Annotated in this window: 11 protein-coding genes; 7 read left to right on the top strand and 4 right to left on the bottom strand. The window is 60.2% G+C overall.

Annotation, left to right across the window (positions count from 1 at the left end):
* Positions 1 to 3 precede the first annotated feature (3 nt).
* Positions 4 to 915, top strand: a complete 912-nt coding sequence (gene mak, locus ACLIBF_RS16525) for a fructokinase (RefSeq protein WP_279809570.1) — start codon at positions 4 to 6, stop codon at positions 913 to 915.
* A gap of 28 nt (positions 916 to 943) precedes the next feature.
* Here mak and eat read toward each other — a convergent pair whose 3' ends face one another.
* Complete coding sequence (gene eat / locus ACLIBF_RS16520; protein WP_279809569.1) at positions 944 to 2,308, bottom strand: ethanolamine permease; 1,365 nt, start codon at positions 2,306 to 2,308, stop codon at positions 944 to 946.
* Between the two features lie 258 nt (positions 2,309 to 2,566).
* Between eat and ACLIBF_RS16515 the strand changes: the two genes are divergently transcribed.
* Together ACLIBF_RS16515 and qhpR are read left to right on the top strand one after the other, a co-directional pair.
* Positions 2,567 to 3,571, top strand: a complete 1,005-nt coding sequence (locus ACLIBF_RS16515) for a phosphotransferase enzyme family protein (protein WP_031377605.1) — start codon at positions 2,567 to 2,569, stop codon at positions 3,569 to 3,571.
* A 148-nt stretch (positions 3,572 to 3,719) separates the two neighbouring features.
* The gene (gene qhpR, locus ACLIBF_RS16510; protein WP_084227763.1) at positions 3,720 to 4,790 is read left to right on the top strand and encodes an AraC-like transcriptional regulator QhpR; all 1,071 of its coding nucleotides are present in this window, start codon (positions 3,720 to 3,722) and stop codon (positions 4,788 to 4,790) included.
* Here the strand turns inward: qhpR and ACLIBF_RS16505 are convergent.
* Positions 4,750 to 5,178, bottom strand: a complete 429-nt coding sequence (locus ACLIBF_RS16505) for a cell envelope integrity TolA C-terminal domain-containing protein (protein ID WP_279809568.1) — start codon at positions 5,176 to 5,178, stop codon at positions 4,750 to 4,752. The genes qhpR and ACLIBF_RS16505 overlap by 41 nt on opposite strands.
* A gap of 152 nt (positions 5,179 to 5,330) precedes the next feature.
* Between ACLIBF_RS16505 and ACLIBF_RS16500 the strand changes: the two genes are divergently transcribed.
* The 3 genes from ACLIBF_RS16500 to ACLIBF_RS16490 are packed head-to-tail and all read left to right on the top strand — an operon-like array spanning position 5,331 to position 7,032.
* Positions 5,331 to 6,008, top strand: coding sequence for a CsgG/HfaB family protein (locus tag ACLIBF_RS16500; RefSeq protein ID WP_279809567.1), 678 nt, complete (start codon positions 5,331 to 5,333; stop codon positions 6,006 to 6,008).
* Between the two features lie 11 nt (positions 6,009 to 6,019).
* Positions 6,020 to 6,379, top strand: coding sequence for a DUF4810 domain-containing protein (locus ACLIBF_RS16495; protein ID WP_159223817.1), 360 nt, complete (start codon positions 6,020 to 6,022; stop codon positions 6,377 to 6,379).
* Positions 6,376 to 7,032 (top strand): DUF799 domain-containing protein, encoded by a 657-nt coding sequence (locus ACLIBF_RS16490; protein ID WP_031377609.1) that lies wholly within the window; start codon positions 6,376 to 6,378, stop codon positions 7,030 to 7,032. Before ACLIBF_RS16495 ends, ACLIBF_RS16490 begins: the two co-directional genes overlap by 4 nt.
* Positions 7,033 to 7,062: 30 nt before the next feature.
* Here ACLIBF_RS16490 and ACLIBF_RS16485 read toward each other — a convergent pair whose 3' ends face one another.
* Together ACLIBF_RS16485 and sbcD are read right to left on the bottom strand one after the other, a co-directional pair.
* Positions 7,063 to 10,737: an AAA family ATPase gene (locus ACLIBF_RS16485; protein WP_279809566.1), complete on the bottom strand. Its 3,675-nt coding sequence runs from the start codon at positions 10,735 to 10,737 to the stop codon at positions 7,063 to 7,065.
* Positions 10,734 to 11,933 carry an exonuclease subunit SbcD gene (gene sbcD, locus ACLIBF_RS16480; RefSeq protein WP_031374704.1) on the bottom strand — a complete coding sequence of 400 codons (1,200 nt, stop codon included), beginning with the start codon at positions 11,931 to 11,933 and terminating at the stop codon, positions 10,734 to 10,736. Before sbcD ends, ACLIBF_RS16485 begins: the two co-directional genes overlap by 4 nt.
* Positions 11,934 to 12,128: 195 nt before the next feature.
* Between sbcD and phoB the strand changes: the two genes are divergently transcribed.
* On the top strand, positions 12,129 to 12,818 hold the full coding sequence (gene phoB / locus ACLIBF_RS16475) for a phosphate response regulator transcription factor PhoB (protein ID WP_003852491.1): 690 nt from the start codon (positions 12,129 to 12,131) through the stop codon (positions 12,816 to 12,818).

Below are 12,818 nucleotides of genomic sequence, written 5' to 3'. Positions count from 1 at the left end.
ACCGTGCGCATAGGCATTGATTTGGGTGGCACCAAGACAGAAGTGATTGCGTTATCGAACGCCGGACAGGAGCTGTTTCGTCACCGGGTCAACACCCCGCGTGATGACTATCAGGCAACGGTACAGGCGATTGTCGATCTGGTCCGCCTGGCGGAGCAGAAAACCGGGCAGACCGGCACCGTCGGCCTCGGTATTCCCGGCACGATTTCGCCCTACAGCAAGCGGGTAAAAAACGCCAACTCCACCTGGCTCAACGGCCAGCCGCTGGATAAAGATCTGGCGCAGGCGCTGAATCGTGACGTGCGCATCGCCAACGACGCGAATTGTCTCGCCGTTTCTGAGGCGGTCGACGGGGCAGGTGCCGGTCAGCCGCTGGTGTTTGCGGTGATTATTGGCACCGGCTCGGGTGCCGGGGTGGCGATCAATGGTCAGTCACGCATCGGCGGTAACGGCAATGCCGGCGAGTGGGGCCACAATCCACTGCCGTGGATGGATGAGGATGAGCTACGTTATCGGCAGGAAGTGCCCTGTTATTGTGGGCAGCAGGGCTGCATTGAAACCTTCGTCTCGGGTACCGGTTTCGCTATTGATTATCAGCGGCTGAGCGGGGTGTCACGTAAAGGCGCGGAGATCGTATCGCTGCTGGCGCAGCAGGATCCGATCGCCGAACAGGCGATGAGCCGTTACGAACTGCGGCTGGCAAAATCGCTGGCACAGGTGGTGAATCTGATCGATCCGGACGTGATCGTGCTGGGCGGCGGGATGAGCAATGTCGATCGTCTCTATCAGACCGTGCCGACGCTGATGAAAAAATGGGTATTTGGCGGCGAATGCGAAACGCCGGTGCTGAAGGCTCACCATGGCGATTCCAGCGGCGTGCGTGGAGCGGCCTGGCTCTGGCCGCTCAACGACTGATCAGCACCGAATAGCAGGGCGCGCCCTGCTATTCACCCACCAGCATGCTGTCCTGTGGTGCCCGATCGCGCTGGGCTTTGGTCGCAAGGAAGTAGAGATAGCCCACCAGCATAAAGGCGAAGAACAGCGCGCCAATGATCGGGTTAAACCACAGCATCGCCAGCAGACAGACCACCGATAACAGCAGGGCGATGCCCGGCACTATCGGGTAGCCTGGTGCACGGAAACTGCGAGCCAGCTGCGGCGCACTGCGGCGCAGCCGGAACAGGCTCAGCATACTCATGATATACATCACAATCGCCCCAAACACCGCCATGGTGATCATCGCTGCCGTCAGCGTCATTCCCTGCAAATTAATAATGCCATCGCTGTAAATCGCTGCGATCCCCAGTACGCCGCCGGTAATGATGGCGCGGTGCGGGGTCCGGAAGCGTGACAGTTTCGCCAGCCCGGGCGGCAGATAACCAGCGCGTGCCAGCGCAAAGAACTGACGTGAATAGCCGAGAATGATGCCGTGGAAGCTGGCTACCAGCCCAAACAGGCCGATCCACACCAGCATGTGCATCCAGTTAGAGTGTTCGCCGACAATCATTTTCATCGCCTGCGGCAGCGGATCGTTAATGTCTGACAGCTTGCGCCAGTCGCCCGCGCCGCCTGCCATCAGCATCACGCCGATCGCCAGCACCACCAGCGTCAGAATGCCGCTGATGTAGGCGCGAGGAATGGTGCGGGTCGGATCCTTTGCCTCTTCCGCCGCCATCGCAGCTCCCTCAATGGCAAGGAAAAACCAGATGGCGAACGGAATAGCGGCAAAAATACCGGAAAAGGCGGGCATGCCGAAGCTGTCGCTGCCGGCCCAGCCGTGCGCGGCAAAGTTGGCCAGGCTGAAACCCGGTGACACCACGCCCATAAACACCAGCAGCTCAATCACCGCCAGAACCGTGACCACCAGTTCGAACATCGCCGCCAGTTTCACGCCAAGAATGTTGAGCGTCATAAACAGCAGGTAAGCGCCGACCGCGGCGGTTTTCGGGTTAAGCGCCGGATACTGCACGTTGAGGTAGGCTCCAATTGCCATCGTAATCGCCGGCGGCGCAAAGACGAACTCAATCAGCGTGGCCAGACCGGCAATCAGCCCGCCGGTTTCACCAAAAGCGCGGCGGCTGTAGGCAAACGGCCCTCCGGCATGTGGAATCGCGGTGGTCAGCTCGGTGAAGCTGAAAATAAAGCAGGTGTAGAGCGTGGCAATCAACGCGGTGGTGACCAGAAAGCCCAGCGTGCCCGCCACCGCCCAGCCGTAACTCCAGCCAAAGTATTCACCTGAGATAACCAGGCCTACCGCGATCCCCCACAGATGCAGGGTGCCCAGAGTGGGCTTGAGTCTGTTTGTCATACTGTTATCCCCGTCGTTGTTGGTGCAGCGCGGCAGTGATACCGCACATCATGGTTTACGCTACAGTGAAGGGATAATGCCGTTGCCTTGCGGGCCGCGACTTGACGTCGGCGCGGTCAATGCTGTCCTCCACGGTCAACTCACAGGCAACAACCGGGCCAGATGCACGCTGCGGTCAACTTTGACTGCTCTGCGGTCAAGCAGCACAGGTTCTGGCAACGCATGCTGAGGTGACGCAAGTGACCAGGAGCCGGACTGATGAGCGCTAAACAATATGACAACCTGACTGATTCCCAACTCACCGCACTGGCGCAGCAGGCGCTGGGCCATTATCCCGCCGCGCTGCAGGGCACGCTGCGCCTGCTCTGTCGCTCAGAAAATGCCACCTTCCTGCTCCAGGCGGGCGGCAGACGCTATGCGCTGCGGCTGCATCGCGGCGACTACCATCAAAAAGCGGATATTCTCAGCGAACTGCTGTGGCTGGATGCGCTGCGTGAAACCGGCATTGTGGTGCCGCAGGCGGTAGCCGATAGCCAGGGCGAGCGCGTGCTGACGCTGCGTTTGCCCGACGGCGGCGAGCGTTATGTGGTGCTGTTCCACTGGATTGACGGCGAGATGCCGACCACCGAGGTGGACCCGCGTGCCTTTCAGCAGCTGGGGCAGATTACGGCCCGGCTGCATCAGCACAGCAAACAGTGGCAGCCGCCGGCAGGCTTCCAGCGCATCATCTGGGATCACCACACCATGACCAGCGCGCAGAGTCACTGGGGACGCTGGCAGGATGCGCCGCATCTGCATCCAGCCGATCACGCGATCGTCGAACAGGCGATCGCTCAGGCGGGCGAGGCGCTGGCGCAGTTTGGTAAAGGATCGGATCGTTATGGCCTGATCCACGCCGATCTGCGGCTGACCAATCTGCTGCTGCACAACGGCGAAACCCGGGTGATCGACTTTGATGACTGCGGGATGGGCTGGTATCTGCACGATCTGGCGGCCGCGATCAGTTTTGTTGAGCATCATCCGCGCGCGGCAGAATGGATCGATCACTGGATCCGCGGTTACGAGCAGGTCTCGCACATCAGCGATCGGGAGATGGCGCTGCTGCCGACGCTGCTGATCCAGCGCCGAATCCAGCTCACCGCCTGGGTAGGATCGCACGCTGAAACCGAGATGGCGCAGAGCCTGGGCACCGAATGGGCCAGCCACTCGGTACGTCTCTGTCGTCGTTATCTGGAGAGCGAGCAGTTGCCGGTGGGTGCCTGATGCACCAGAGGCGGGCGTCAGTGCGCTGCCGCAGTGCTGCCTGCCCGATGCCGGCTGGCTAACTGGCTGAAACCCGGAACAATTAAGCTGGTACGGAATTTGCTCGGTCTGACAGTGGGTGATCCCCTAAATTCTGACTGAGGCGACCATGAATCCGATGATGATGAAACAGCCCGATGCGTTTGCTGCCTGCTCCGCTGCTGCGGGTGCCGGCAATCACGGCGTGCTGGCCGCTGCGGCCACTGGCCTGAGCGATTTTATTCATACACGTGGCGGCGACGTTGACCGCATCTTTGGCATCAGCGGCATCGATCCGGAGCGGCTGGCCAGCCCGACGCTTAGCCTCGGGCTGGTCAACTACTGTCGGGTGCTGGAAGAGGCGGCACGACACTCTGGTTTTGATAACTTCGGTTTGCACTACGGCAGGCAGTTTAAACCGCAGTCATTAGGCCTGATTGGCTATATCGGACTCTGCTCGGCCACGCTGGAGCAGGCGCTGCACAACGTAGTTAATGCCTTTCCGTGGCATCAGCACGACACGCTGACCCGGCTGGTGGACAAAGGCGAGTGCTGGCGGCTCGACTATCAGGTCCGTCACGGCGCTATTCTGTCGCGCCGTCAGGATGCGGAGCTGACGCTGGGCATGTTGATGAATCTGATTCGCCATGCGGCAGGCAAAAACTGGGCGCCGCGTGAAGTTCACTTTGAACATCCGCGCCCGGAACAGTGGCACGATCACGGTAAAGTGTTCGATGCCCCAATCTGGTTCGATCAACCGTTTAACTCGCTGGTGATCCCGAAGCGCGATCTGCTGCGCAGCATGCCGGACAGCGATCCGATGTTGCTGATGGTGATGCAGGATGCGATTCGCCGGCTTAACCGGGCCGCCTCGCAGCAGAGCCTGGCAGAGCAGGCGCGCTCACAGGTTAATCTGTCGCTGATGCAGGGCGAACCGGTGCTGGAAGAGGTGGCCGATAAACTGGGGCTATCGAGCTGGTCGCTGCAGCGGCGGCTGCGTGAAGAGGGCTGCAGCTTTACTGCGCTGGTGGATCAGGTTCGCTGCGAAATGGCCACTCACTATCTGCAGCAGAAGCAGCTGCCGATCTCTGAAATGGCGCTGCTGCTGGGTTATTCAGAAGTCAGCGCCTTTTCGCGCGCCTTTCGTCGCTGGTTTGGCATCAGCCCGCGTCAGTGGCGGCAGCATGGGCTGGCAAGCTAGCCTGGCGCGGCGCAAAGCCAAACCACGCCGGTTGGGTACGCACCGGTGGTGGCGGCAATCCCTGCGTCTGTGCTGCCAGCTGCCACGCCCGTAAGCACAACGCTTCATCTCCCTGAGTCTGCGTCACCGCATAGCGTCCACTCTGTTGCCACTCCAGCCGGACCAGGCATTGCTGGCCCGCATAGCGCGACGCATCGCTGAATTGCTGATTCAGTCGGTGCTGCATTTGATTAGTCCACTGACAGGATGCACTGTCGGGATCCTTCGTCGGCTGACACAGGTTGGCGACGCTATCCCGTTGCTGTGGTTCAGAATGCTGACAGCCACTGAGCAGGGCGGCGATAATAACGCCCGGCAATATTTTCGAAATTACATTAATTAAATTCATTGAACTGACCAATTCTGATTAAAGTTCTGTTCTGCTGTTGCCGACAGTCTACAGACCGGACTGGCGAATGCTATGGCATTACTCCGACTGTCGGCAGAACCAGAATTTACCGCCCCGAGCGCGGTTTCTTATTATTTATTCATGGATTAGAAATGCAGAGAAAATATGCCGTTGCGGCACTCACCTTATTAAGTGCTTCGCTGATCAGCGGTTGCGCCACCGAATCATCCCGAGCCATTGAGGCACCTCAGGTCCGCGCGGCCAGCCAGCCCGCTTACCAGGGCGTGCGCAGTCCGATTGCCGTCGGTCAGTTTGATAACCGCTCTTCGTATATGAACGGCATCTTCTCCGATGGCGTTGACCGGCTGGGCAATCAGTCAAAAACCATTCTGATCACCCACCTGCAGCAGACTAACCGCTTCAGCGTGCTCGATCGCAGCAACCTGAAAGAGTTAGAGCAGGAAGCGGACTTCAGGCGCAGCCAGCAAAATATCAAAGGCGCGAACTACATCATCACCGGTGATATCACTGAGTTTGGCCGCAAAGAAGTCGGCGATCAGCAGCTGTGGGGCATTCTCGGTCGGGGTAAGAGCCAGATCGCCTACGCCAAAGTTAATCTCAACGTGGTGGACGTCGCCACCTCCGAGGTAGTGTTCAGCGCGCAGGGCGCAGGCGAATACCAGCTTTCTGCCCGGGAAATCATCGGCTTTGGCGGTACCAGCAGCTACGACTCGACGCTGAACGGCAAAGTCATGGATCTGGCGATTCGTGAAGCGGTCGATCATTTAGTGGATGGAATCAACAGCGGCGCCTGGCGTCCGGCTAAATAAGGAAGCAGTAAATGAAAATGATCACACTGGGCGGTCTGCTGATGGCGGCTGCGCTGCTGGCTGGCTGTGCGCCGAAAACGCCGAAAACCCTCTACTACTGGGGCGATTATCAGCAGCAGATTTACAGCTACTACCAGAAAGATAGCGATCCGCAGAAGCAGATCGACGCGCTGAATCTGGATGTTGAAAAAGCCCGTGCGGTAAACCAGCCGGTCGCGCCAGGACTGCACGCTCAGCTCGGCCTGCTGTACGCCAAAACCGGTGATACCAATAAAGCCTTTAGCCAGTTCGCCATGGAAAAGCAGCTGTTTCCGGAAGCCGGCCCTTACATGGATTTTCTGATGAGTAATAAACAAGGAGTGACCCGGTGAAAAAACTGATTGCCCTGGGCGGCGCACTGGCCGTGCTGCTGCTGACCGGCTGTGCGCAGCACAAAAAACCGTATGACTACAGCGCGTTTCGCGCCAGCAAGCCTGCGTCGATTCTGGTGTTACCGGCCGAAAACAAAGCTCCGGATATTAATGCCGCTCACAGCCTGACCTCGCTGGTGACCCAGCCGCTGGCCGAAGCGGGTTACTACGTGTTTCCGGTGGCGGTAGTGGAAGAGACTTTCCAGCAGAATGGCCTGACCAGCGGCAGTGAAATCCAGGCAGTCAGTCCGGCTCGCCTGAATAAGATCTTTCACGCCGACAGCGCGCTCTATATCTCGATCACCGATTACGGCAGCAGCTACCGGGTGATCGACAGCGTGACCACCGTGTCAGCAACCGCGCGGCTGGTTGATCTGCGCAGCGGCAAAGAGATCTGGCAGGGTTATGCCACCGCCAGCGATAGTGAACAGGGCAACAATAACAATGGCGGACTGGTCGGCATGCTGGTCAATGCGGCGATTAAACAGATCGCCAACAACGTCAGCGATAAAGCTCACTCGATTGCCGGCCTGACCAGCAATCGCCTGCTGGCGCAGAATGAGCAGGGCGGTTTGCTGACCGGTCCGCGCTACAGGCCGATCAGCGTCCGCTGATCGGCGGCAAAGCGGGCGCTGCGGCGCCCGTTATCCCTGCGGCAACTCCAGCTGGCTGTAGCCCAGCCCGTTCATTTTCCGCACCTTGATCTGCACCGGAATCCGCTCTTTCATCGCTTCAACGTGACTGATCACACCGATGGTTTTTCCGCTGGCGTTGAGCGCATCCAGCGCGTCCAGCGCGGTATCGAGCGTTTGCGCATCCAGCGTGCCGAAGCCTTCGTCCAGAAACAGCGATTCGATACGGGTTTTGTGGCTGACCAGATCGGATAACGCCAGCGCCAGCGCCAGGCTGACGAGGAAGCTCTCGCCACCGGAGAGGGTGCGGGTATCGCGCGCCGTGTCAGCCTGCCAGGTATCCACCACGTCCAGCTCCAGCAGATCCTGCGCCCGACGCTGCAGCAGATAACGGCCATGCAGCCGGTCGAGCTGACGGTTGGCGAGCGCCACCAGGTGATCCAGCGTTAAGCCCTGGGCAAAGCGCCGGAACTTGTCGCCGCTGGCGGAGCCAATCAGATCGTTGAGCAGTCCCCACTGCGCCAGCACCGTTTCATCCTCTGCAATCTGTGTCATCAGGCTCTGCTGCTGCTGGCGTAGGCTGGCATCGCTCTGTAGCTGTTGCTGTATCTGGCCCTGCTGGCTGGCATTGTCACGAAGCGCCAGCCGCAACTGTTCCAGCTGCTGCGCCAGCGCCTCAGCCGAGGCTGGCATCGCAGCGGGCTGCGCCTGCTGGTGCGCCGCCTGCCGCTGATGCAGATCCGCCAGCCGCGTCTGTTGCTGCTGATGGTGCTGATCGATCTGCTGTAGCTGTTGACGCAGCTGCTGGGCGGTCTGCTCATCCAGCAGCGCGGCGCGCAACGTGGCTTCATCACCGAAACCGGCGGCCGTCAGCGCCTGCAGCAGTGTCTGTTCCGCCTCAGCCAGACGGGTGACGAGCTGCTGCTGCTGGCTCTCCAGCACCGCCAGCTGGCCCTGCAGGCTGCTGACTCCGCTTTGCGCCCGCTGTAACCCCTCCTGCTGCTGTGCGAGCTGCGCCTCATGCTGGCGGATGCTGGCCTGCATCTGCTGGCGGGCCACAGCGACCTCGCGATCGCCAAACAGGGCCTGACGCTGCTGGCGCATCTCGTCGAGCCGGGTTTGATGATGGTGAAGTTGCTGCTGCTGAGTAGTCAGCTGCTGCTGTTCACGTTCAGCCTGTTGTTGCAGCGCGGTCAGCTGAGTTTCGCCGCGCAGCAGCTGCGGCTGCAGGTTAGCGAGTAATTGCTCACTTTCCTGCCAGCGCTGCCAGCGGGACTGCTGAACAGCCAGCCAGGATTCTCGTTCAGCGGCGGCAGGCAGGCTCAGGCCATGCTGGCTGAACTGCTGCTGTACCGCGTCCTGCAACTGCTGCCAGCTCGCCTGTTCCTGCTGCTGGCGCTGTTGCAGCGCGCTCAGCGCCTGCTGCAGGTTATCCAGCGACTGCTGTGCCAGCTGTTCGGCCTGCAGATGCTGCTGCCAGGCCTGCGACTGCTGAAGATGGTGATCTTTTGCCGCCTGACGGGCCTGCTCAGCCGCCTCCAGCGCCTGCCGCTGCTGCTCAAGCTGCTGTTCGCGTTGATTTTGCTGCTGCTGCCACTGGGTCAGTGCGTCGCGATCTGACAGGGTGAAGGTAAGTGCCAGCTCACCGCTGAGCGCCTGCCATTGCTGCTCCAGACCAACAAGCTGCCGCTGGGTTTCGGCAATGTCGTCGCGCAGCGTCTGCTGCTGGATCGCCGACTGCTTTAACTGTTCGTTTTTGGCGGTACCCGCCTCGCGTAGCGCATCGACCTGCTGTTGCAGGGCAGCGCGTCGCTGTTGATTGGCGCTGATTTCCAGCGTGCTGTAGCTGGCGACTGCCGGATGCGTGCAGGAGCCGCACAGCGGACAGGGCTGGTCTGGTGTGAGCCGGGCGCGATACTGCGAAAGATCGGCAATCTGCTGCTCCAGCGCGCAGATTTTATCGACATCATCCAGCTGCTGTTTCTCGCGTTTCCATCTTTCGCGCAGGCTGTGTAATTCCGCCTCCGCCTGCTGGTGAGCTTTTTCCAGCCCGGCCAGCTGCTGCTGGCGCTGACCAAGCTGCTGATGCAGCGGGTGCCACTGGGTAGAAAGCAGTAACAGCTGCTGCCGCGCCGCGCGGCGACTGTGCAGCTGGCTCAGCGCCTCTCGCAGCGCGGCTGGCGGATGCTGCTTCTGCAGCGAAGTTAGTACTTGCTCCGCTTGCAGCAGCGCCTGAGCGGCGGCCTGCTCAGCCTGCTGGCGTGGTAATGCCTGCTTAGCCTGCTGTTCCCGTTCTGCTTGCTGCGCCGCGATTTTCTGCTGTTGTTGCTGCTGCTGTTGCGCCAGTCCGGCGAGGGTCGCCTCGCGCTGCGCCAGCTGGGCAAATCGTTCCTGCCACAGCGGCAGCGATGCGCCCCATTGCGCCATATCGGCTAACTGCTGACGCAGGGTTTGCTGCTCCGCGATCGCCTGTTGTAAGACGGTAAGCTGGTGAGTCTGATCGGTCAGCGTACGTTGAGTCTGATCGCACTGCTGCTGCTGGCGATCTTTTTCCTGCTGCTGCTGCGTCAGCTGCTGTTGCAGCGCCTGCAGTGACTGATCCAGCGGCATCACCTGTTCGGTCAGCAGGCTCTCCTGTTGCTGCTGTTGCTGGCGTGCCTGTTCCGCCGCGGCCTGGGCGGTGGCATAGTGCTGCTGCTGGCGTTGCTGTTCAGCCAGCGCCTGCTGGTGTGCGTCGGACAGCTGCTGCTGCTGACTGCGTACCTCACGCAGCGCGTTCGCCCGTTCGTCACGCTGCTGCAGGGTAGCCCGCAGCTTTTCAGCCGGTTCGCTGCGCGCCAGCCGCTGTCGGTCCGCTTCAGCGGCCTGCGCCGCCGCCTCCGCCTGTTGCAGCGCCTGGCGGGTCTGCGCGATATCCTGCTGGAGCTGCTGCGCCTGTTGCTGCCACTGCTGCTGCTGCTGGGCGTGCTGATAGTCACGGCTCAGCGTCTGTTCCGCCGCGCTCAGTTGCAGCATCTGCTGTTGCAGCGCGGTGCGCGTGTGGTCATCCAGCAGCGCCATGGCTCCCGCCCGGCTGCGCAGCAGGTCGAGCGCGGTTTTTGCCTCTTTGTGACGTTCATAGATTGCGGCGGAAATCTGGCCGTAAATTTCGGTGCCGGTCAGCTCTTCCAGCAGTTCGGCCCGTTCGCTGGCTTTGGCGTTGAGGAAGGCGGCAAACTGCCCCTGGGACAGCATCATTGAGCGGGTAAAACGCTCAAAGTCGAGGCCGGAAAGGGTCTCAATCAGCCTCAGTTTGTCACCGACCTTGTCGGCGACGATGGTATCGTCGGCACAGCGCGCCAGCTCAACCCGCGGCGCCTGCAGTTTGCCGTCGGCGGTGCCGCGTGCGCGGTTCTGGCTCCAGAAGGCGCGCCAGGCTTCGCCTTTGATCTCAAATTCCACTTCAGCCAGACACTCGGCGCAGTCGCGGGTCATCAGCGCATTCTGGCTTTGGGAGATGGCGCCGAGACGCGGCGTCTGGTGATAGAGCGCCAGGCAGATGGCATCCAGCAGCGTGGTTTTGCCTGCGCCAGTGGCACCGGTAATCGCGAACAGCCCGTTACTGGCGAAGGGTTCAGCGCGGAAATCGATAAACCATTCACCGCGCAGTGCATTAAGGTTTTTAAACCGTAGCGTGAGGATCTTCATTGTGGTTCCTCAATGTCGGCCAGCGTCTGGCGGAACAGGGTGGTCATCTGATCGATCTGCTGCGGTTGCAGTTCACTATCCAGCGCCAGGCGACGGGCAAACACCTCTTCCACTTTCAGTTCGCTCAGGGTTTCGTTATCGAGTCGCGCCAGGCTGTGCTGACGCTGCTCGCGGCTGCGGCGTAACAGCAAAACCTCAACCGGCAGTTCTGCGGTCAGGGTTTCCACCTGACGCTGCAGATCGCTGAGGTACTCCTGAGTGGTGACTTCAATATCCAGCCAGGTCGGTTTTTCCTGCTGCATGTCACTGAAATCGCTGAGCTGCTGCGCGATCTGCGCCAGTGAACCTTTCAGCACCTGCATCGGCTGCACCTGCGGCACCACCAGCGGCGTCACCGCTTGCAAACCGCGCGGGGTGAAGTCCAGCAGGAAGACGCTTTTTTCACTGCCCAGTTCATCAAAACTGAGTGGAATCGGCGAGCCGCTGTAACGAATGTGCTCAGTGCCCGCCACCCGCTGAGCGCGGTGAATGTGGCCGAGCGCGATGTAATCCACGTCCGGGAACGCGGAGGCCGGGAAGGCGTCCAGCGTGCCGATATAGATGTCACGCACCGAGTCGCTCTGGCTGACGCCGACGGTGGTGAGGTGACCGGTAGCCACGATTGGCAGAGCCGGCTCCAGCGCCCGCGCAGCAGCCACGCGCTGCTGATAATGGTGAGCAATCGCCTCCAGCAGCGAGGTCTGCTTGTCGCGTCCGGACTGTCCGGCGCGGCTGCGCAGAATATCGCGCGGTCGCAGATAAGGAATGGCGCACAGCAGCACGCCCGGCTCGCCCTGACGGGTGGTGAGCAGCAGCACATCGCTGTTGGTCTGAGGCGTGGCGATCACCCGGGTATTCAGGCAGGCGAGCAGTTCGCGTGACTCATTGAGCGTCGCCACCGAGTCGTGATTGCCCGCCAGCACAATCAGCTGACAGCCGCTGGGCTGCAGCGCCACCACAAAGCGGTTGAACATTTCGCGCGCGTAGCTGGGCGGGGTGCCGGTATCGAACAGATCGCCCGCAACGATTAACGCATCCACCTGATGCTGTTCAATCTGGATCAACAACCAGTCAAGAAACGCCTGATGTTCCGCCGCCCGACTCTTGTTGTAAAAGAACTGCCCCAGATGCCAGTCCGCAGTATGAATGATGCGCATAAAACTCCCTGCCGTTGTAATTCGCCCGGCGATTATACTGGCTCTGCGGCCAAAGCGAAAAATTGTCGCTGCGCTGTCATAATTGATTACCACTGGCCTGAATGAGCGGTTATGTTTTTCATAAAAGTGTCACAAATCTGACGCATAATGGCGCCGCGAATCTCAGTGACAGCCGTCATATCAGCAGGAGTAATAATGGCTAAGCGCATTTTGGTTGTGGAAGATGAAGCCCCAATCCGTGAAATGTTGTGCTTTGTTCTGGAGCAGAACGACTATCAGCCAATTGAGGCGGAAGATTATGACAGCGCAGTGGGGAAGCTGATTGAACCCTGGCCCGATTTGATTCTGCTGGACTGGATGTTACCCGGCGGCAGCGGCATTCAGTTTATTAAGCATCTGAAACGCGAAGCGATGACCCGCGATATTCCGGTGATGATGCTCACCGCACGTGGTGAAGAAGAGGACCGGGTGCGTGGGCTGGAAGTCGGCGCTGACGATTACATCACCAAGCCCTTCTCGCCAAAAGAGCTGATGGCGCGCATCAAAGCCGTCATGCGCCGTATTTCACCGATGGCGGTGGAAGAGGTGATTGAGATGCAGGGACTGAGTCTGGATCCCTCCTCGCATCGGGTGATGTCCGAAACCACGCCGCTGGAAATGGGCCCTACCGAATATAAACTACTGCACTTCTTTATGACGCACCCGGAGCGGGTTTACAGCCGCGAGCAGCTGCTGAACCATGTCTGGGGCACCAACGTGTATGTCGAAGATCGCACCGTCGATGTTCACATTCGCCGTTTACGTAAAGCGCTGGAAGTCTCCGGCCACGATCGCATGGTACAAACCGTCCGTGGAACAGGGTATCGTTTCTCTGCCCGCTACTAA

This window comes from Pantoea sp. PGP6 (assembly GCF_053474785.1).
The sequence above is the reverse complement of the archived record's forward strand: the minus strand, read 5'-3'. Positions and strand labels throughout refer to the sequence as shown.